The 20422-nt window shown below is 60.1% G+C and carries 19 protein-coding genes; 13 read left to right on the forward strand and 6 right to left on the reverse strand.

Annotation, left to right across the window (positions count from 1 at the left end; all coding sequences use genetic code 11):
- Positions 1–38 precede the first annotated feature (38 nt).
- Positions 39–551: a replication initiation negative regulator SeqA gene (gene seqA / locus ACZ9IL_RS10740; RefSeq protein WP_476003505.1), complete on the reverse strand. Its 513-nt coding sequence runs from the start codon at positions 549–551 to the stop codon at positions 39–41.
- Positions 552–841: 290 nt separating this feature from the next.
- Here seqA and ACZ9IL_RS10745 point away from each other — a divergent pair, with 290 nt between their 5' ends.
- From ACZ9IL_RS10745 to fldA, 4 genes are read left to right on the forward strand one after another with little or no spacing between them, the layout of a single operon-like run.
- The gene (locus ACZ9IL_RS10745; protein ID WP_476005343.1) at positions 842–1606 is read left to right on the forward strand and encodes an alpha/beta fold hydrolase; all 765 of its coding nucleotides are present in this window, start codon (positions 842–844) and stop codon (positions 1604–1606) included.
- A gap of 55 nt (positions 1607–1661) precedes the next feature.
- Complete coding sequence (locus ACZ9IL_RS10750) at positions 1662–1883, forward strand: DUF2788 domain-containing protein (RefSeq protein WP_033129318.1); 222 nt, start codon at positions 1662–1664, stop codon at positions 1881–1883.
- Positions 1884–1903: 20 nt separating this feature from the next.
- Entirely contained in the window at positions 1904–2200 is a 297-nt protein-coding gene (gene ybfE / locus ACZ9IL_RS10755; protein ID WP_476003506.1) for a LexA regulated protein, read from the forward strand.
- Between the two features lie 39 nt (positions 2201–2239).
- Positions 2240–2764 (forward strand): flavodoxin FldA, encoded by a 525-nt coding sequence (fldA, locus tag ACZ9IL_RS10760; RefSeq protein WP_476003507.1) that lies wholly within the window; start codon positions 2240–2242, stop codon positions 2762–2764.
- Positions 2765–2837: 73 nt separating this feature from the next.
- Here the strand turns inward: fldA and ACZ9IL_RS10765 are convergent, their stop codons facing one another.
- Positions 2838–3314, reverse strand: coding sequence for a DUF4442 domain-containing protein (locus ACZ9IL_RS10765; RefSeq protein ID WP_476003508.1), 477 nt, complete (start codon positions 3312–3314; stop codon positions 2838–2840).
- Positions 3315–3557: 243 nt separating this feature from the next.
- Here ACZ9IL_RS10765 and fur point away from each other — a divergent pair, with 243 nt between their 5' ends.
- Entirely contained in the window at positions 3558–3986 is a 429-nt protein-coding gene (fur, locus tag ACZ9IL_RS10770) for a ferric iron uptake transcriptional regulator (protein WP_476003509.1), read from the forward strand.
- 101 nt (positions 3987–4087) lie between these two features.
- On the opposite strand, the gene glnS is transcribed toward fur, so the two are convergent.
- Both glnS and ACZ9IL_RS10780 read right to left on the reverse strand, forming a co-directional pair.
- Complete coding sequence (gene glnS / locus ACZ9IL_RS10775; RefSeq protein ID WP_476003510.1) at positions 4088–5749, reverse strand: glutamine--tRNA ligase; 1662 nt, start codon at positions 5747–5749, stop codon at positions 4088–4090.
- Positions 5746–6162 carry a hypothetical protein gene (locus tag ACZ9IL_RS10780; protein ID WP_476003511.1) on the reverse strand — a complete coding sequence of 139 codons (417 nt, stop codon included), beginning with the start codon at positions 6160–6162 and terminating at the stop codon, positions 5746–5748. The genes glnS and ACZ9IL_RS10780 overlap by 4 nt, the downstream gene beginning before the upstream one ends.
- 123 nt (positions 6163–6285) lie before the next feature.
- On the opposite strand from ACZ9IL_RS10780, the gene ACZ9IL_RS10785 reads away from it, so the two are divergent.
- Genes ACZ9IL_RS10785 through ACZ9IL_RS10805 form a run of 5 tightly spaced genes read left to right on the forward strand, consistent with a single transcriptional unit; the run spans position 6286 to position 12408 of the window.
- A complete protein-coding gene (locus ACZ9IL_RS10785; protein WP_476003512.1) occupies positions 6286–9117 on the forward strand; it encodes a xanthine dehydrogenase family protein molybdopterin-binding subunit in 2832 nt (943 codons plus the stop codon).
- Entirely contained in the window at positions 9114–9644 is a 531-nt protein-coding gene (locus ACZ9IL_RS10790) for a (2Fe-2S)-binding protein (RefSeq protein WP_476003513.1), read from the forward strand. The genes ACZ9IL_RS10785 and ACZ9IL_RS10790 overlap by 4 nt, the downstream gene beginning before the upstream one ends.
- Positions 9641–10864, forward strand: a complete 1224-nt coding sequence (locus tag ACZ9IL_RS10795) for a cytochrome c (protein ID WP_476003514.1) — start codon at positions 9641–9643, stop codon at positions 10862–10864. The genes ACZ9IL_RS10790 and ACZ9IL_RS10795 overlap by 4 nt, the downstream gene beginning before the upstream one ends.
- Positions 10857–11852 carry an XdhC family protein gene (locus tag ACZ9IL_RS10800; protein WP_476003515.1) on the forward strand — a complete coding sequence of 332 codons (996 nt, stop codon included), beginning with the start codon at positions 10857–10859 and terminating at the stop codon, positions 11850–11852. The genes ACZ9IL_RS10795 and ACZ9IL_RS10800 overlap by 8 nt, the downstream gene beginning before the upstream one ends.
- Positions 11842–12408 (forward strand): nucleotidyltransferase family protein, encoded by a 567-nt coding sequence (locus ACZ9IL_RS10805; protein WP_476003516.1) that lies wholly within the window; start codon positions 11842–11844, stop codon positions 12406–12408. The genes ACZ9IL_RS10800 and ACZ9IL_RS10805 overlap by 11 nt, the downstream gene beginning before the upstream one ends.
- Before the next feature lie 300 nt (positions 12409–12708).
- Here ACZ9IL_RS10805 and ACZ9IL_RS10810 read toward each other — a convergent pair whose 3' ends face one another.
- Both ACZ9IL_RS10810 and nagE read right to left on the reverse strand, forming a co-directional pair.
- On the reverse strand, positions 12709–15372 hold the full coding sequence (locus ACZ9IL_RS10810; RefSeq protein WP_476003517.1) for a beta-N-acetylhexosaminidase: 2664 nt from the start codon (positions 15370–15372) through the stop codon (positions 12709–12711).
- Positions 15373–15493: 121 nt separating this feature from the next.
- Positions 15494–16948, reverse strand: a complete 1455-nt coding sequence (nagE, locus tag ACZ9IL_RS10815) for an N-acetylglucosamine-specific PTS transporter subunit IIBC (RefSeq protein WP_476003518.1) — start codon at positions 16946–16948, stop codon at positions 15494–15496.
- 269 nt (positions 16949–17217) lie between these two features.
- Here nagE and nagB point away from each other — a divergent pair, with 269 nt between their 5' ends.
- From nagB to nagC, 3 genes are read left to right on the forward strand one after another with little or no spacing between them, the layout of a single operon-like run.
- Positions 17218–18018: a glucosamine-6-phosphate deaminase gene (nagB, locus tag ACZ9IL_RS10820; protein ID WP_476003519.1), complete on the forward strand. Its 801-nt coding sequence runs from the start codon at positions 17218–17220 to the stop codon at positions 18016–18018.
- Between the two features lie 9 nt (positions 18019–18027).
- Positions 18028–19173, forward strand: a complete 1146-nt coding sequence (gene nagA, locus ACZ9IL_RS10825; RefSeq protein ID WP_476003520.1) for an N-acetylglucosamine-6-phosphate deacetylase — start codon at positions 18028–18030, stop codon at positions 19171–19173.
- A 4-nt stretch (positions 19174–19177) separates the two neighbouring features.
- Complete coding sequence (gene nagC, locus ACZ9IL_RS10830; RefSeq protein WP_476003521.1) at positions 19178–20392, forward strand: DNA-binding transcriptional regulator NagC; 1215 nt, start codon at positions 19178–19180, stop codon at positions 20390–20392.
- Positions 20393–20422: the final 30 nt, after the last annotated feature.

Below are 20422 nucleotides of genomic sequence, written 5' to 3' on the forward strand. Positions count from 1 at the left end.
GCGAGGCCTTGCCAACAAGGCCGTAAGTCTGTGATGCGTTAGACTGCGCCGCACACCCGAGCAGTCAACTCCTCGTCGTACCCCATGCTGGCCATCAGCTGGGCCACCATGTTCTGCTTGCGACTGGTGTTGGTGTTGGTGATCACCCAGAACGGGGTCTCCGGCACCTGCTTGGGTTTGGTGGTGCTGCCACTGGCCCGCAGTGCCTCGGGATCCCGGGAGAAATAGACGCGCTTGCGCCCCTTGATCTCGGTCGCCTGGGTGAAGCTCTCCGGGTTGTCCCGATAGAGGGTACTCAGCACCAGCATGAAACGGTTGATGGACTTCTCTTCCTGTTGCAGCGCGCCGGAATCGAGCAGTGCCTGCAGCCCCATGGCATCGGCCATGGCCACTGGCTGGGCCTGCACCGTCGGTTCGACGGTCACGGGCGCTCGCGCCGAGGCGGGCTGTTCCAGCAGGCGGCGCAGGATATCGGAGGCACTCTCACCGATGTGCCGGGTCTGGCTCGCGATAAAGAAGTAGAGATCGTCATCAAGCTCGATGGTTTTCATAGGGATGCGCTGGACTCGTCGAAGTTCGGATGCGGCGATTATACATAGGCAAACCCGGCAGCCCAAGGGAAGGGCTGGCAGATGTGCATGAATCTTATCGAGAATACGGCATAATACGGGACCAAGTGTGTGATCCCCCGCACTGATAGCGGATCCCGGGTCGTTTTTTTGGAAAAAAACCACGAAAAAACCATCCCGAAAAGAATGAAATCCTTTTCTTTCAATAGATTAAAAATCAGGCCCGTGCGCCAACGACCGTTGAAGGTGTCATTTTGCAACACAGCCCCCATTTGAATTTCAAGCAGCAGGGCCAGGGAGCCCCCGTCGTACTGATCCACGGCCTGTTCGGCAGCCTGGACAACCTCGGCCTGCTGGCTCGCCCCCTGAGCGAACACTACCGGGTCATCAGCCTAGATCTGCGCAACCACGGCGCCTCCTTTCATAGTGACGAGATGCGCTACCCCCAGCAAGCCGCCGACGTGCTCGCCCTGCTGGACAAGCTCGGTCTTGCGCAAGTGGCGATAGTGGGCCACTCCATGGGGGGCAAGGTCGCCATGCAACTCGCCAAGCAGGCACCCGAGCGGGTCAGCAAGCTGGTGGTGGCCGACATAGCCCCGGTCTCCTACCCCCACGCCCGCCACAAGAATGTGTTCGCCGGTCTCAACGCCACCCTGGCCAATCCTCCCCAGAGCCGCAGCGAGGCCGAGACCCTGCTGGCCCAGTACATCGAGATCCCGGGGGTACGCCAGTTCCTGCTCAAATCCTTCGCCAAGAGTGAGTCCGGGTGGGGCTGGCGCTTCAACGTGCCGGCGCTCGAGCACAACTACGCCAACATCATGGGCTGGCCCGATGCGCAGACCCGCTTCGAGGGGCCGACCTTGTTCATCAAGGGGGGAGATTCGGACTATGTATTGCCCCAATACACCGAGACGGTGATGGCGCAATTCCCGGCCGCCAAGGCCCGGGTCATCGCGGGAGCAGGCCACTGGTTGCACGCCGAGAAGCCACTTTTATTCAATAAACTGGTTGTGGATTTCCTGTCGACAGGCGGTTAACAGTTTCAAATCCTTTGTGATATAGTGCGCCCGTCATAAGGAGTGTGCGCAATCCATGCTGAGTGAACATATCGATCTCATCGAGAGTCTGGGCCTGAAGTTGTTCTTCGTGGCCATCTTCCTGCTGATTGGTCTGGCCATTCATGACGTGCTCAAACGCGGCAACGTGCCCCGTTTCGGCCGTCTCGTCGTCTGGCTGGTCCTGTTTCTGGGTTGCGCGGGTTTTGTCGCCAAGGGGCTGATCGAAATGGGCTGGGAAGGCTCAGGGATCGGCTAACTTATTTTCATCTGTGATGTATGGCCAAACAGCAAACTGATCGAACAACACTGGATCTGTTCGCAAGTGAGAAGCGCCCCGGCAGGCCAAAGACCAACCCACTCCCCCGTGAGACCCAACTCAAGATCAACAAGCGCAACCAGCTCAAGCGTGATCGGGAGAATGGCCTGAAACGGGTAGAGTTAAAGGTGGAGGCCGAGTTGCTGGAGCGCCTTAACCAACTCGCGCTGCAACAGAACGTCAGCCGAGCCGAGCTGATCCAATCTATCCTGAAGCAACAGATTGAGTCTGCTTTTGCAGCAGGCATCGCAATCTGACCGTTAAGCATTAACACCAGATACGGGTAACTAAACACTATGGCTAGTGTAGGTCTGTTTTTCGGCAGCGATACCGGTAATACCGAAGCTGTCGCCAAGATGATCCAGAAAGAACTGGGCAAGCAACTCATTGAAGTTCATGACATTGCCAAGAGCAGCAAGGCCGAGATTGCCAGCTTCGATCTGCTGATGTTCGGTATCCCGACTTGGTACTATGGTGAGTCTCAAGCTGACTGGGATGACTTCTTCCCCGAGTTGGAAGAGATCGACTTCACCAACAAGCTGGTCGCCATCTTCGGATGCGGCGATCAGGAAGACTATGCCGAGTACTTCCTCGATGCCATGGGCACCCTGCGCGACATCGTCGAAGCCAAGGGCGCCATCATCGTCGGTCACTGGCCGACCGCCGGCTACGAATTTGAAGCCTCCAAGGCGCTGGTTGATGACAAACACTTCGTCGGTCTGGGCATCGACGAGGATCGCCAGCCGGAGCTGACCGCCGAGCGCGTCAAGGGCTGGTGCAAGCAGCTGCACGAAGAGCTGAATCTGGGCGAGCTGGCATAAGCCACTTCCCCCTGACAAAGAGGGCCCCGCTGGGGCCCTCTTTGTTTTGATCTATCAATACCGGATAAGCGCCTTACTCGGACGCCCTGTGTTCCGGTCTGGCCCGCACATACAGAGTGCGCCTGACCTGGGCCACCAGCTCACCACGCTTGTCCTGCACCTGTACCTCGAACTCGGGGAAGTGTTTGTCTCCCCCCTCGGTCGCCGTCACTATGGAGGCCAGCTTGGCGTCGGTCAGGTTGAACTCCGCCACCAGCATCCCCTTGCCCGGCTTGATGTAGTTGATGCTGCCCGCCTTGTCCCAGACGTAATAACGATTCTTGAAATGCCCCATCAGCATCAGCGGATAGATGGGATCCGTCATGGCAAACATGCTGCCGCCGAACTGGGTGCGGTTGGCGTTCTTGTTCCACCAGCGGGATTTCAGGGTGACCCTGCAGAAGCGAAAATCGGCGCTCAGTGTTTCGATCTTGATGCCGGCTCCCCAGAAGGGAGGCCAGGCGTTGAGGGCGTGGCGCACCCAGGCTGCGTTGCCAAAAAGCCAATCCATGGATCTCATCCGACCAGATAATAGAGAAATTACATATTATCAACATTTCCTGCGGGAGCAAGCCGAACCACGCCGCGGCAGATTTATCTTTCTCCGCGGGTTATCTGCTAAAGCCCTTGAATTGCTGGGTTTATTTTTACGCTGGCTACGACCTATAATGTCAGGCCAAACGAGTTCGTGGTTGCCATTCCTTCGGCAGTCAATCAGAATGACCACACCTTCGAGAATGCGAATAAATAGAATATGGCAGACCACAATCAAGCATTAAAAAAGGCCGGGCTCAAGATCACCTTGCCCCGCGTCAAGATCCTGGAAATCCTGCAACAGCCGGACAGCCAGCACACCAGTGCGGAAGATCTGTACAAACGGCTGATCGAGCAGGGTGAGGAGATTGGTCTCGCTACCGTCTATCGCGTTCTCAACCAGTTTGATGATGCCGGTATCGTTACCCGCCACCACTTCGAAGGCGGCAAGTCGGTGTTCGAGCTGGCCACCCAGGAGCACCACGACCACCTGGTCTGCCTCGACTGCGGCAAGGTGATCGAGTTCTCCGACGAGGTGATCGAGCAGCGTCAGCGCGACATCGCCAAGGCGCACAACATCCGCCTGACCAACCACAGCCTCTACCTGTACGGCCACTGCGCCTCCGGCGAGTGCAAGCACGAAGAGTAAGTCGCTGCACCTCAGCCAATAAAAAAGCCAGCATGATGCTGGCTTTTTTGTGTCCGTTCTCCGGACCAAGAGTGGCAGGGTCTCCCCTGCCCTCTCATCTATCAGACTTCGGCCTTGCCCCAGACGTCGCGCAGCGCCACGGTGCGGTTGAACACCAGGTGCTCAGCGCTGGAGAGCTTGTTGTCGGCGCAAAAATACCCTTCACGCTCGAACTGGTAGGCAAACTCCGGCTTGGCATCTTTCAGGGAGGCCTCGACCCGGGCGCCGGCGATAATCACCAGAGAGTCCGGGTTCAGCGCCGCCTCGAAGTCATCTTCGGCAGCCGGGTTCGGCATCTTGAACAGACGATCGTAGAGACGAACCTCGGCTGGCAGTGAGTGAGTGGCACTGACCCAGTGGATCACGCCCTTCACCTTGCGGCCGTCCGCCGGATCCTTGCCCAGCGTCTCGGGATCGTAGGAGCAGTAGATGCAGGTGATCTTGCCATCCGCATCCTTCTCGACCCGCTCAGCCTTGATGACATAGGCGTTGCGCAGGCGCACTTCCTTGCCCAGCACCAGCCGCTTGAACTGCTTGTTTGCCTCTTCCTTGAAATCCGCCTCGTCGATGAAGATCTCGCGGCTGAACGTCAGCTCACGAGTGCCCATCTCCGGCTTGTTCGGATGCGCAGGCGCGCTCAGCACCTCGTCGGCGGCCAGGTTCTCGATAACGACCTTCACCGGATGCAGCACGGCCATGGCGCGCGGTGCGTTCTCGTTGAGATCCTCGCGGATGCAGGCTTCCAGCATGCTCATCTCGACGATGTTGTCCTGCTTGGTCACGCCGATGCGCTTGCAGAACTCGCGGATGGAGGCCGGGGTGTAGCCACGGCGGCGCAGACCGGAGACGGTCAGCATGCGCGGATCGTCCCAACCGCTGACGTGCCCCTCGGTCACCAGCAGGTTCAGCTTGCGCTTGGACATGACGGTGTATTCGAGGTTCAGACGGGAGAACTCGTACTGACGGGGGTGGCAATCGATGCTGATGTTGTCCAGCACCCAGTCGTACAGACGGCGGTTGTCCTGGAACTCCAGGGTGCACAGGGAGTGGGTGATCCCCTCCAGGGCGTCCGAGATGCAGTGGGTGAAGTCATACATCGGGTAGATGCACCACTTGTCCCCGGTCTGATGGTGATGGGCAAACTTGATGCGATAGATGACGGGATCGCGCATCACCATGAAGGGGGATGCCATGTCGATCTTGGCGCGCAGGCAGGCGCTGCCTTCGGCCAGCTCACCGTTCTTCATCTTGGCGAACAGGGCCAGGTTCTCTTCGACGCTGCGGGAGCGGAACGGGCTGTTCTTGCCGGGAGCGGTCAGGGTGCCACGGTACTCGCGCATCTGCTCGGGGGAGAGCTCGTCCACATAGGCCAGACCCTTCTCGATGAGCTCGATGGCATAGCCGTGCAGCTTGTCGAAATAGTCGGAGGAGTAGCAGATCTCGCCGCTCCACTGGAAGCCGAGCCACTGCACGTCCTGCTTGATGGACTCCACGAACTCGATGTCTTCCTTCGCCGGGTTGGTGTCATCGAAGCGCAGATTGCACTGGCCCTGATAGTCGCGGGCGATGCCGAAGTTCAGGCAGATGGACTTGGCGTGGCCGATGTGCAGATAACCATTCGGCTCTGGCGGGAAACGGGTATGCACGCTCTTGTGCTTACCGCTGGCCAGATCTTCATCGATGATCTGACGGATAAAGTTGGTTGGGCTGCTCGCCTCGGTCATGAATTCACCTCGAATGTCTCAAGCTCGTGGGGCAACCGCAGGCCCCCGCTTAGAAACCGACAATGATCCACTATTAGCTCGCGAGGCTCAACAGTAATTTGCCGCCGCGCCTTGTGTTGCGTCATGCCAGACGCCGTTTGCATCAGGGAGAGTCGGTTACTGACCGGCATCGCCATGCTTTTCATCGCAACAAGGTCTCGAATGAGATTTTTTGGTCGCAGGAAAAATGCGCTGAACGCATAGAGCAAACGTGAACAGTTACTTATGAGTACAAATAAAACACTATTTATGGATGTTTTTTTGATATCAAACTTCGGTAAGTTGAAATAAATCGCTAACAGCCAGTGAATAACACCACAAAATTGAGCTAAATCGGCATAAACAGAAACTAGGCACTTTCCAAATCGCATCATCCTAGTATCCTATTTACAACCTTGTCACTTTTGCTGCGACATCAGGGAAGATGGTCGACAACAGCTGTCCCCCCTCTCCTTCTCCCGAGCCACTCGCCTCATCCTCACACAGGTAGCCGAAGCATGTCCTATCCCTTATCAAGACGTGAATTCATCAAACAGTGCGTCATCGCCGGCATCGCCGTCTACAGCGCCCCCCTCCTCGCCAACCTCTCGCTGTCCGGCATGGAAGACGAGATCTTCGATCCCGAATTGCTCAGCCAATGGAAGCAGGGCGGCAAGGTCAAGTTTCGCAGCGACGGCCTGGCCAAGGTGACCGGCCAGAAGATCTACAGCCGGGACTATCGCGCGCGGGATCTGGCCGGCTGGCCATCCCAACAGCAACATGCGCTGCTGATCCGGGCCGACAAGGCGGATCGCGTCTATCTGGGCCTGGATCTCGCCATGCTGCCCGCCAATGCCCAGCCCAGCCGCGTCATCACCGCCGCCGATCTGGTACGCGACGGCGTCGAACTGCCCTCCTTCTACGGCATCAACATGATGGTGAGCGAAGGGGCTACCCCGGACTATCTGGGTCATGCGGTCGCCATGCTGATCTTCCAGGACTTTGCCACCTTCAACCGCGCCAAGCAGACGCTGCAATTCAATAACAAGGTGATCCGCTATGGCGAAGTGACGCCGCTGGTCGCCACCGGTCGCGATCCCTGGGCCTGTTGGCGCATCATCCGGATCGAGGGCAAGCTCGGGGCAGAGGATCAATACAGCACCCTGAAAAATGGCCTCTTCTTCCCGGCGATTGTCAATCACCAGCCGGTATGGCCGACCGCCAGGGCCGATGGCAACGGGGGGGAGCAGGGAATTTATCAGGCCGGGCTGGTACACAGGGAGCTGGAGGCCGAGGACGCCCTGGTGCTGGATCGCTCCTATCAGACCCAGTTCATCGAACCCATGATGATGGAGCCGGAAAACTTCAACGGCTGGTTCGATGCCAAGGCACGTACCATGCACCTGGTGGTGAGCACTCAGTCCCCGCACGATTTCTACTATCAGGCCGCCGAGATGCTGGCCAAGGGCCCGCTGGCAGGCAAGGTCGACAAGCTGGTGGTGCATTCACCCTTCATCGGCGGCGGCTTCGGGGCCAAGGATCACACCATCTTCCCCTTCTATGGCCTGCTCGCGACCCTCTATGGCGACGGCCCGGTACGGCTGGCCAACGATCGCTTCGAACAATTCCAGGGTGGCCTCAAACGTCATCCGTTCACCATGCAGAACAAGCTGGTACTGGACAAACAGAGCGGCCAGTTCCGCGCCCTCATCGCCTCCATGACGGTGGATGGCGGCGGTCGCTTGAACTTCACCGGCTCAGTCGCCAGCGTGGGGGCCAGCGCCATCCAGGGGGTCTACTACCTGCCCAAGAACGACATCGCGGTGGTCGCCCTGCCGTCCGAGAACCCGGATTGTGGCTCTATGCGAGGCTATGGCTCCCTGCAAACCATGGCAGCCATGGAGATGATGATCAACGAGGCCGCCGCGCTGCTGAAGATGGATCCGCTGGAGCTGCGGCGCCGCAACCTCATCAAGCCCGGCCAGCCCAACACCCAGGGCGCCATTCCCGAGGGCAACAACCGCTATCCCGAGATCCTGGCGATGGCCGGGCAGCACGACATCTGGACCCAGCGCCTGGCCAGGAAGCAGGCCTATGAGGCCCAGCATCCGGACCGTCTGCATGGCATTGGTTTCAGCATCACCACCAAGGACTATGGCACCGGCGCCGTGGCCCCCTCCGCCTGCGTCGAGCTGACCGCCAAGGGCGAGATCCTGCTCAAGATCAGTGGCATGGAGATGGGTACCGGGATCCAGACCTCCCAGGCCGAGATCGTCAGTCGCTACTTTGGCCAGCCGGCCGACACCATAGATCTCGCCGAAATCGCGCTCTGGGAAAGCTTCAAGCTGATAGAGACCGACAACCCTTACACCATCTCCCAGGAACGCCAGGACGAGATGCAGAAGAACCCGCGCTGGACGCTGGCCATTCCGCAGGCCTCCTCGGCCTCCATCTCCTCCTACTTCCAGAGCCATGCCACCGTGGCGGCGGCCCGCATCCTGTTTGAGCAGGCGATCTGGCCGGCGGCCACCGCCATCTGGCGCAAGCAGTATTTCGTTGGTCAGGCAGGCCTGGATCTGGGCCCCTCCAGCGAGGCGAGCTGGACCGCGGCGGGCCTCACCACCCGGGGCATGCCGCCGTTGCCGCTCTCCCTGCTGGCGGCCCATGCCCACCTCAACGGCTTCATCACCGGCGCCATGGTACACACCTTCAACCGCTGGGCCTGGGCCGAGTGCGATTTCACCATAGAAGGCCAAAGCCAACGCCTGCCCGTCGATGCGCTGGCCGTGCGCTATGGCGATGGCGCCAGCAGCGAGAAGCGTGCACAGGCCGATGCCAATGGCTACCACCTGCTCGATCGCACCCTGGCCCACTACCCCAAGACCAGCCTGAACAACGCCATGGTGACCTACTATGCTCCCTGCGCCACCCTGGTGGAGATCGCGCTGGAGAAGGGCTCGGGCAAGGTGCATATCCTGTCCGCACACAGCTGGCTGGACGCTGGCCGCGTCATCGTCCCCGAGCTGGTGGAAGGGCAGATCCAGGGCGGTCTGGCCATGGGGGTCGGGCATGCGCTGTATGAATACTTGCCGGCAGGACAGGACGGGCCAGGCAACGGCACCTGGAACCTGAACCGCTATCAGGTGCCGCTGGCGCATCAGTTACCGGTCTGGAATCTGACCCATACCCTGCTCGACCCCCTCTCCCCCACCGATGCCACCAAGGGCATCGGCGAAGTGGTGATGATCCCGGTCGTCGCCGCGCTGGTCGAAGCCCTCTATCAGGCGACCGGCACCCGTTTCTATCATCTTCCCGTGACTGCAACCGACATTCAGAAGGCCATCCAATGACCACAGTAACCATGACCATCAATGACCGTCTCGTTGGCCCGCTCGAAGTGGATGACAGCACCATGATGATCGACTTCCTGCACGAGGTGGTGAACCTGACCGGCACCAAGTTCGGTTGCGGGGTCGGCGTCTGCCACGCCTGTACCGTAGTGCTCGACAACGAAGACGGCACCAGCGAGAGCGTACGCACCTGCATCAACGGCGTCGGCCGCTTCAACGGCAAGCGCCTGCGCACCATCGAGGGTCACGCCAAGCGCAACAGCCTCGGCAAGATAGTCGCGTTGAGCCCGGTGCAGAAGACCTTCCTCGATCACTTCTCCTTCCAGTGCGGCTGGTGCACCTCCGGCTTCGTCAACGAGACAACGGTGCTGCTGGAGCGGTTGCGCAGGCAGCCGGTGGGAGTGGCCGATCTGGAGCAGACCATCTCGGATGCACTCAAAGATCACGTCTGCCGCTGCACCGGGTACAAAAAGTATTATGAGGGGGTCAAGACCATGCTCATCAATGAGGGAGTGGTCAAGTCATGATCCTGTCCAGACTCGCATTTGCACTGTTGTTGGGCTCGGGGGCCGTGGCGGCCACCGAGACCACGGTGGCCAAGGATCCCCTGGTGGAACAGGGCCGCTATCTTGCCAAGATCGGTGACTGCGCCGCCTGCCACACGGCGGAAGCCGGCCAGAAGTACGCCGGTGGCCTGGCGTTCAAGACGCCCTTTGGCATCATCTACTCCACCAACATCAGCTCGGACAAGAAAGAGGGGATCGGCGGCTACAGCTATCAGGATTTCTATGAGGTGATGCACAACGGCAACGCCCCCAAGGGACGCCTCTATCCCGCCATGCCCTACACCTCCTATCACCTGGTCACCGATGACGACATGAAGGCGCTCTACGCCTACTTTATGCAGACCAAGCCCGCCGCCACTCCGAACCACGACAACGAGGTCGGCTTCCCGTTCAACGTGCGCACCGGTCTGATGGGCTGGAACCTGATAGCCCATGAAGACAGCGCCTTCACCCCCGATCCGGCCAAGAGCGTCAACTGGAATCGGGGACGCTACCTGGTGGATGGGCTGGGCCACTGCGGCGAGTGCCACACCCCGCGCAACCTCTTCATGGCGATGGACTCCTCCCGCTACCTGCAAGGGGGCATGATCGAGGGGGTGATGGCTCCGGACATCACCGCCACCGAGCTCAGGCGCCAGGGCTGGACCCAGGACTCCCTGGCCAAGCTGTTGCAAAAGGGTTACTCGGTCAAAGGCGGCGTGTTCGCGGGCATGTACCCGGTGGTGGAGAAGAGCTTCGCCTATCTCACCGCCGACGATATGAAGGCGGTGACCAGCTACCTGCTCGACAGCGATACCCCGCTGCCGCAGCCCGAGGCCAGGTCGGTCAAACTGGAGGAGACCCATCCCGGTTATGCTCTCTATCGCAACTACTGCGCCGGCTGCCACGGTCAGGATGGCCAGGGCAAACCGAATGTGACCCCGGCCCTGACCGGCAATGGCACTCTGGATCAGAAGACGCCGACCAACACCCTGGCCGTGCTGCTGCACGGGATCCCGGCCCAGCGTTACAGCCAGACCGAGCGCTTCGCCCCCATGCCGGGTTATATCGACGAGCTGAGCGATCAGGAGCTGGCTGACTTGACCAACTTCCTGCGCCAGACCTGGGCCCATCAGGCCTCCAGCCTGAGCGCTGGAGACGTGACCACGCTCAAAAAAGAGTTGGCCGAGCATCATGAGTGACAGCAACGTCGAGGTACTGCGTCAAAGCCTTGCCTGGCTGAACCAGGGCAAGACCATCTGGCTGTGCAGCATAGTGGCGACCTACGGCTCGGCCCCCCGTCCAAGGGGGGCCCTGTTCGCCACCGATGGCACCACGCGCAGCGGCTCCATCTCCGGCGGCTGCCTCGAGGATGCCTTCGTCGCCATGCTGGCCAGAGAATTGGCCAGCGGGGAAACTGGCGCCCCCATCCGTCTGCACGACTACGGCGCCCACCAGGCCCCCGATGGCAGCCAGTTCGAGCTGCCCTGTGGCGGCAGCATCAAGCTGCTGGTGGAGCGGCTGACTCCGGATGAAGGCGCCATGGCGGATCTGACCCAGTGGCAGTGCAGCTTGCAGGGGGCGACGCCCTTCGTGCGGGAGATCAACATCGCCCGAGGGACGCGGACCTATGCGAGCGGTGAGGCGTCGGGTCGGGATGCAGCTGGCATCGTCAGGCTCGCCTACGCCCAGCGCTGGCGCCTGCTGCTGCTCGGCATCAGCCAGGTCAGCGAACAGGTGGCGCGGCTGGGACAAGCCGCCGGTTTCGAGGTGCTGCTGTGCGATACCCGCGAGGCCTATAATCCCGACTGGCACTGGGGACCAGAGCAGGGGGGCATAGCGGTGCAATGGTGCGATCCCGAGCGGTTCGTCGACACCCATGCCACGGCCCAGAGCGCCGTGCTCGCCCTGGCCCACGATCCCAGGATCGACGATGCCGGTATCATGGCGGCCCTCGACTCCGAGGCCTTCTATATCGGCGCCATGGGCTCAATACGCACCAGTGCCCGTCGATTGGAGCGATTGCAGCGCATTGGGGATGCCAGCCAGACCCAGCTCGACAGGATCCACGCCCCCATAGGGCTGACCATCGGCAGCAAGACCCCCATCGAGATCGCCATCGCTACCCTGGCCGAGGTGATCGCCGTCCGCCATGGCATTGGTTTGAGGCTTCATAAAGATGCGGCCTGAGCGAGTCGCCCTGCTGCTGGCCGCGGGATTCTCCCGCCGCTACGGCGCAGACAAGCGCCTGGCGGGATCTCCGCCGCTGATCCTGCGCACCCTCGCCACCCTGCTGCCTCACCATGACTGCGTGCTGGCGGTGCTGCGCCAGCAAGATGAGGTGCTGCACCAACTACTGGCTCCAAGCGGTGCGCTCATCACCCATGTGCCGGTCGATGGCGGGCTCGGTGACAGCCTGGCTCACGGGGTACGCACCCTGCTGGCCCAAGGCTTACCGGTACACAGCCTGCTGGTGGCGCTGGCCGACATGCCCCACCTCTCCCCCGAAACCTTGCAGGCCGTGCAGGCCGCCCAGCACGGCCATGAGCTGGTTCGCCCCGTTCATCAAGGTCAAAAAGGCCACCCCGTCAGCTTCCCTGCCGATCTGCTGCCCGAGCTTGCTCTCCTCTGCGGCGAACAGGGCGCCCAACCGGTGCTGACACGCCACGCCCACCGCCTGATCTTGCTGCCGCAGGATGATCCCGGCTGCGTGCAGGACATCGACCTGCCCGGCGATCCCCTCTGATCCTCCCCGCCCCTGTGACCGGGAAAGAGATCGTCAGCCACGGCCGATGACGCTGCGCACCTTTCTCACTTCCCCCTTTATCCAAAAAGAACGGGAGAAGGGGCGACATCATGAAGATGCAACGGAACAATGCAGATAAAAAAATCCCCGCACGGGGCGGGGTCCAAGTAATGAAAAACAGACAGACACACACAACAAAGGTTCACACGCACAGTCAACCTTTCCCAAGTCCGTACCGGTGCGTCTTGCCCGGCGCGGCCTTGGGAAAGGTGGGTCTTGCGACCCACCCTGTGCTCACTATCAGTTCAGCTCGGTGACGCGGCTGCTGCGCTTGCCATCGAAGCTGGTGGTACGCAGGTAGACCTTGCCGGTCACGCTCGGCTTGGCCGCGGCGTCATAGGCGCTCCAGGTTTTACCATCCAGGCTGTACTGGATGGGCAGACCCGGCAAGTCCACGTTCGCGTCCAGCTTGCCGTCAACGATCTTGGCACCCGGCACCGAGAGGCGATACTCGACACCCTGGGCATCCAGTTTCGGCAACTGGCGCTGGGCCAAGGCGTTGGCGAACTGGTTCCACTCCTTGCTCAGGGTGGCCTTGTTCACGAACTTGGTGGTGCCGGAGAACTCGCGACCCTTCACGTAGTCCAGCTCGAAGCCGCCCTTGTGCCAGGCACGCTCGGCCAGCGAGAAGATACGCGGGTAAACCATGTACTCATACTGAGCGTCGGTGCGCACCGTCTCGCCCCACTGCTGACCGGAGATCCCCTCGAACTTGACGGGCTCCTGATCGCCCTTGGCGACGAAGGCGTTGCCATCGCGGTCCACCGAGGTCTCGGCGTTTTGCGGCAGGTTTTCCGGGGCGAAGGCGAACACCTTGCGGGTGTCGTTGAAGCGGGTCGCCCAGTAGTAACCACGCTCGGCCGGGTGCACCTCGTTCGGGAAATCGAAGTAGAGGTAATCCGGGTTGGAGAGCACCACATCATAACCGTTGTGCACCCACTTCATCGCCTCGTTGAAACCACCCCAGTAGAGGGTTTCCCAGAAGTTGACCCGGGTCTTGTCGGTGGCGAACTCGCCGGCATTCTTGGCGTACTTCAGGCCATCTTCCCAGGCTTGCAGGGTGGAGAAGCCGTGCCCCTTGACCATCTCGCTCACTTCCTTGGCGAAGTAAACCGGCAACTCATCCACCTTCTGGATCTTGCCATCGGCGATCAGCTTCTGGCACTGCGGGGACTTGCCAAACGGCTCATCCTGCTTGCTGGAGTCGACGTTGCCACGCCAGCCCACCAGCTCTTCTTTCTTGGTGGTGGCCGGATCCTGGTAACCCGCACGGGTCATGATATTTTTCGCCTCGTCACCACCGTAGTGCCAGGCAGTCAGCGGCTGGCCGGCGGCCTGGTGCATCTGGGCGACTTCATCCATCACCTTGGCGACGAAGGTCGCGGCGCCCGGCTGGCAAGGGTTGATGAAGGACATCTTGTCGTAGAACTGCACCGAGGTGACGTTGGAGGTATCGGCCGGATCGGTCAGACGGAACTGATTGGCTTCAACCTCTTTGCCCTCGCCCATCAACCGCTTGTAGCGCGCCTCCATGGAGACCACGGCGGCACGGGCGTGGGCCGGCATGTTGATCTCAGGGATCACGGTCACGCCGCGCGCCTTGGCATAGCGCACCAGATCGATGTAATCGGCCTTGCTGTAGAAGCCGGAACCCATGTTGTCGCTGGTCGGGCCTGAGCCCAGCTGCGGCAGGATGCACTGGGTCTCGGAGAGATCGTGGCAACGCTCGGCACCGACCTCGGTCAGCTCCGGCAGGCCCGGGATCTCGATGCGCCAGCCTTCATCGTTGGTCAACCCCAGGTGCAGGACGTTGAGCTTGGTGGCGGACATCTGATCGATCAGGTTGCGCAGCACCGCCGGGCTTCTGAAGTGGCGAGCCACGTCGGTCTGCATGCCACGGTATCCAAAGCGAGGTGCATCCTCGACGCTCATCTGGCTGACCAGCTTGTCATTCACCCCGAGCAGGGAGAGCAGGGATTGCGCGCCCCAGAAGGCACCCTCGATGTCCTTGCCCTGAATCACGGTGCCCTTCTGGCCGATGGTCATGTCATAACCTTCCGCCTGCTTGACCTTGCTGCCGAGCTTGATGGTGACCGGGTAGCCGGTGTCGGAGAGGGTGACACCCAGCTTGGTCAATTCAGCCTTGATGACCTCGGCACGATCGCTTGGCAGGTCCAGCGCATTGAGCTTGATGCTGGAGAAGTCCACCTGCGGACCCGCCTTCACGACTTGTTTCTGCGGGGACGGCAGGATGCGATCATCGATTTTGTTGGCCGGCAGCAGGCTGCTGGTCTGGTTCGCGTCGAAGCGAGTCTCGCTGGTCATCAGGATGTTGTTGTCATCCTTGGTGCGCTTCCAGCCATCGGCCGGCATCGGCTTCTCGTAGGTGGTCGCGTCGTCGATGTTGCTCATGCTGGCGAGCACCTTGGGCTCGGCACCCTCGGTGGCCACATACCAGTTCGGCATGATGTCGCTTTCAAACAGTACCCAGTATTCCACCACCAGCGGCACTTCGACCGTGGCATCCTTGGCAAAGCCCTGGAACTTGTCGGTCGGGCTCATCCGGTAGAGATCACCGGTGATGTGGGTGATGGTGAACTGGTCGTTGTCCACCCGCTGGATCCGGCGGATGGAGGAGACATAGATGTTCCAGTCCTTGGAGGTCACATCGGCACCCGTGTTGGTCAGGTGCAGCTTGGCAACGCCACAGCTCGCCCACTCGGAACCGAGCGCCTGACAATCCAGGCCTGCGCCGGCACCGTCGTTGGTGACGACTTCGTACTTGATGACCAGATTGCTGGCGAGGGAATCCACCACGGCTTGCTTGGCGGCATCGGCTGCCTGCACTTGGGTGGCACAAATGGTAGACATGGCAATGGCTAACAGAGAATGTTTCAAGTTCATAACTGCTGCTCTCGTTTGAAGTAAAGGTTGGATTTTCTTGGCTTTTTTTATATGGGGCCCCTGAGCGGGGCCCTTAGTTATGTCAACAATGGACTTAGACTTGAGGCGAGCTTGCGCTCTATTAACGCAGGGCTTTCATTTCACCGGCGATGATTTCGGCCAATGGGCCCAGAATCACCTGCAGGTTTTGCTCACCGAGCTTGACCACACCGGCCGCGCCCAGGGCTTTGAGCTTGCGCTCATCGACGATGGAGCGATCTTTCAGGGTCAGACGCAGACGGGTGATGCAGGCATCGATGGTGACCAGGTTGTCCTGGCCGCCCAGCACTTCCAGATACTGGCGAGCCAGCTCGGTGCGGTCGGTGGTTTGAGTCTGTACCGGCACGGCTTCGTCATCTTCACGGCCCGGGGTCTTCAGGTTGAACTTGACGATCACGGTACGGAAGATGGCGTAGTACAGACCGAAGAACACCAGGCCTTGTACCAGCAGCATGTACCACTGGGTGGCCAGCGGGTTGCGCGACTGGATGAACATGTCGACAAAGCCAGCACTGAAGCCGAAGCCGGAGATCCAGTGCATGCTGGCGGCGATGAACACGGAGATACCGGTCAGCAGGGCGTGGATGACGTACAGCACCGGCGCCACGAACATGAAGGAGAACTCGAGCGGCTCGGTCACCCCGGTGAAGAAGGCGGCAAAGGCGGCTGCGATCATGATGGAGGCAACTTTCTCTTTGTGCTCTTTCTTGGCGGTGTGGTAGATGGCCAAGGCGGCACCCGGCAGACCGAACATCATGATGGGGAAGAAGCCAGCCTGGTACATACCAGTGACACCAACTACCGCTTTACCGGCATCGATGGAGCTCTGACCGCCCAGGAAGTTCGGGATGTCGTTGATGCCCGCCACGTCAAACCAGAACACGGAGTTCAGGGCGTGGTGCAGACCAACCGGGATCAGCAGACGGTTGAAGAAGGCATAGATGCCCGCACCGGTGGAGCCCATGCTGACGATGGATTCGCCGAAGCTCACCAGGCCACCATAGATAACCGGCCAGACCGCCATCAGGATGAAGGAGACCACGATCATGACGACGGAGGTCACGATCGGCACCAGACGACGGCCGGAGAAGAAGGCCAGCGCCTTGTGCAGCTCGACACCGCTGAAGCGGTTATACAACTCGGCGGCAATGACACCAGTCAGGATACCGATGAACTGGTTTTCGATTTTACCGAAGGCTGCAGGTACCTGATCCAGTGGGATTTGTTGGATCTGAGACACGGCGCCCGGGCTCAGCAGGGTGGTGACGACCAGGTAGCCGACCAGACCGGCCAGCGCGGCGGAACCGTCTTTATCCTTGGACATGCCATAGGCAACGCCGACAGCAAACAGGATTGCCATCTTGTCAATGATGGCGGCACCCGCCTTGATCAGGAAGGCTGCCAGCGCGCTCTCGCCGCCCCACCCGTTCGGGTCAATCCAATAGCCAATCCCCATCAGGATCGCTGCGGCAGGCAATACCGCTACCGGCACCATCAGGGCACGGCCGATCTTTTGCAAATAACCGAGAATGTTCACGGTTCCTCTCCTTAGTTGGTGTTTTTCTAGAAATTAAGTGCTTATCACGTTCGACGCATAAGCCATCAAGGCTTGATTGGCAGTCTATGAGTTTTATTTCGCTGCGCAAATTAATAAACCAACTTTCGTGATCATTATCACTCAACCGAGATAAAGGTAGCGGATAGATGTGGCTTAGTTCGCAATCTTTATTTACGCTATAAAACAACTTAAGTCGTCTTTCACTTCTTGCCGTCGATACGCGGCCTAACCGTATAGAGGTATATCCAATGCGCCTGATCCCGTTGAAGTCTGCGAGCCAAGTCGGTCTCTGGTCTGCCCGCTACATCGTTGACCGCATCAATGCCTTCAAGCCCACTGCCGAGCGCCCTTTTGTGCTCGGTCTGCCCACCGGCGGCACCCCGCTGACCACCTACAAGCGCCTGATCGAACTGCACAAAGCCGGTGAAGTGAGCTTCGAGCACGTCGTCAGCTTCAACATGGACGAGTACGTCGGCCTGCCGAAGGAGCACCCTGAGAGCTACCACAGCTTCATGTACAACAACTTCTTCAACCACGTGGACATTCGCCCGGAGAACATCAACATTCTCAACGGCAACGCGCCAGATCTGGCCGCCGAGTGCAAGCGCTACGAAGAGAAGATCAAGTCCTACGGCAAGATCAACCTGTTCATGGGCGGGGTCGGCAACGACGGTCATATCGCCTTCAACGAACCAGCCTCCTCCCTGGCCTCCCGTACCCGGGTCAAGACCCTGACCGAGGACACGCGCATCGCCAACTCCCGCTTCTTTGGCGGCGACATGGAGCAGGTACCCAAGCTGGCACTGACCGTGGGTGTAGGTACCCTGATGGATGCGGAAGAGATCCTGATCCTGGTCATCGGCCACGCCAAGGCCCAGGCCCTGCAAGCTGCTGTGGAAGGCTGCGTCAACCACATGTGGACCATCTCCACCCTGCAACTGCATCCGAAGGGCATCATGGTGTGCGACGAGCCCTCCACCATGGAGCTGAAGGTCAAGACGGTGCGCTACTTCCAGCAGTTGGAAGCCGACAACATCCAGCACCTGTAAGGAGCCGCAATGTACGCACTGACTAATTGCACCCTCTATACCGGCAGCTGCGTGCTGACCGGCCACGGCGTACTGATCGAGGGCGACAAGATTGTCGCCATTGTGCCCCGGGCCGAACTACCTGCCGGTGTCGAACAACATGATCTGCACGGCGCCAACCTGAGCGCCGGCTTCATCGACGTGCAGCTCAACGGCTGCGGCGGCGTCATGTTCAATGGTCACATCACCACCGAAACCCTGGCCATCATGCAGGCGGCCAACCTCAGATCCGGTACCACCAGCTTCCTGCCGACCCTGATCACCAGTCCGGATGCGGACATGAAGCAGGCGGTGGCAGTCACCCGTGACTACATGGCGGCCCACCCCAACGAGGTGCTCGGCGTCCATCTGGAGGGTCCCTACACCAACCTCAAGCGCAAGGGCATCCACCCGGCCGCGCAGATCCGTCAGCCCGCCGACGAGATGATCGACTTTTTCTGTGCCAACAGCGATGCCATCGCCAAGATCACCCTGGCACCGGAGCGCAACAAGCCCGAGCACATTCGTCGGCTGGTCGAGGCCGGCATCCTGGTGTCCGCCGGTCACACCGCCGCCAGCTATGAGCAGGCCATGACCGGTTTTGACAACGGCATCCGCTTCGCCACCCACCTCTACAATGCCATGACGCCAACCCTGAACGGGCGCGAGCCAGGGGTTGTCGGCGCCATCTATGATCGCAAGGACGTTCACGCCGGCATCATCGTCGATGGTCACCATGTACACTGGGCCAACGTGCGCCTGGCGCACAAGATGCTGGGGGAGCGACTGGTGCTGGTCACCGATGCCACCGCGGCGGCCGGTGCACCGGAAGGCTTTGAGAAGTTTGATTTTTGTGGCGCAACCGTCTATTTGCGTGATGGTCAGTGCATCGACGAGAGTGGTACACTCGGCGGCTCCGCCCTGACCATGATCGAAGGGGTGGAAAATCTGGTCAAACAGGTCGGATTACCGCTCGATGAAGCACTGAGAATGGCTACCCTTTACCCCGCTCGCGCCATTGGATGGGACTCATGTCTCGGTAGTATCCAGGTCGGAAAAATTGCCAACCTCACCGTCTTTGATCAGGCCTTCACGGTCTGCGGGACCGTGGTTAACGGACACTACACACAACAGTGACACTATGACTGGCGGACAAATAGCAAACGTAGATCTTATCAAGCAGGTGAACAGTGCGGTCGTCTATCGACTCATTGACCTGCAAGGGCCCATCTCTCGCGTCAAAATTGCCGAACTGAGTCAGCTGGCCCCGGCCAGCGTGACCAAGATCACCCGGCAACTGATCGAACATGGGCTGATCAGGGAGACCTCGCCGCAGGCCTCCACCGGTGGACGGCGCGCCATCTCCCTGACCACCATCAAGCATCGCTTTCAGTTTGTTTCTGCCAAGCTTGGCCGCGGTTACCTGCAGCTGAGCCTGTATGATCTCGATGGCAAGGAGCTCGATCAGCACATCACCGAGGTGACCGAGATCGAGCAACAGCCCGTGGTCGACATGCTGCTGCGGGAAATTGGCGCCTTCATCGACGCCAACAGCGAGCGCAGCCGCAACCTCATCAGTGTCGCGCTGACCATGCCTGGTCTGATCAATCCGGAATCCGGCATGGTCATCTATACCCCCACCTATCAGATCCGCAACCTGGGGTTGGCCAAGCTGCTGGAGCACCACTTCAACCTGCCTTGCTACGTGGGCAACGATACCCGCTCACTGGCGCTGGCCGAGCACTTCTTCGGCGAGTCCCGTGACTGCATGGACTCCATCCTGGTGAGCGTGCACCAGGGCACCGGCTCCGGCATCATCACCAAGGGCAAGGTGTTCCTCGGCCAGAACCGCAACGTCGGTGAAATTGGCCACATCCAGGTCGAACCCCTCGGCAAACGCTGCCACTGCGGCAACTTCGGCTGCCTCGAGACCATCGCCTCCAACGAGGCCATCGTCGACAAGGTCAAGGAGCTCATCAGCCGTGGCCATCTGAGCAGCCTGCAAGAGAAGCACATCACCATCCAGGAGGTGTGCAAGGCCGCGGTGGCGGGAGATGAACTGGCCCGCAGCGTGATCGAAAACGTGGGAGAACATCTGGGCCGGGCCATCGCCATCACGGTCAACCTGTTCAACCCGCAGAAGGTGCTGATCGCCGGTGAAATCACCGCCGCCGAGGAGATCCTGATCCCGGCCATTCGCCGCTGCGTCGAGCATCAATCCCTGCCGAGCTTCCACCGTGGCCTGCCCATCGTGAAGGCGCGCTTCCAGAACCAGCCCACCATCGGTGGCTTCGCGCTGGTCAAACGCTCCCTGCTGGAAGGGGATCTGCTGCAGATCATCATGGAGCAGAAGTAGTTTTCTCCTTTATGACTCAATAAAAAGGCA

The sequence above is a fragment of the Aeromonas sp. TECH754 genome, assembly GCF_056279295.1.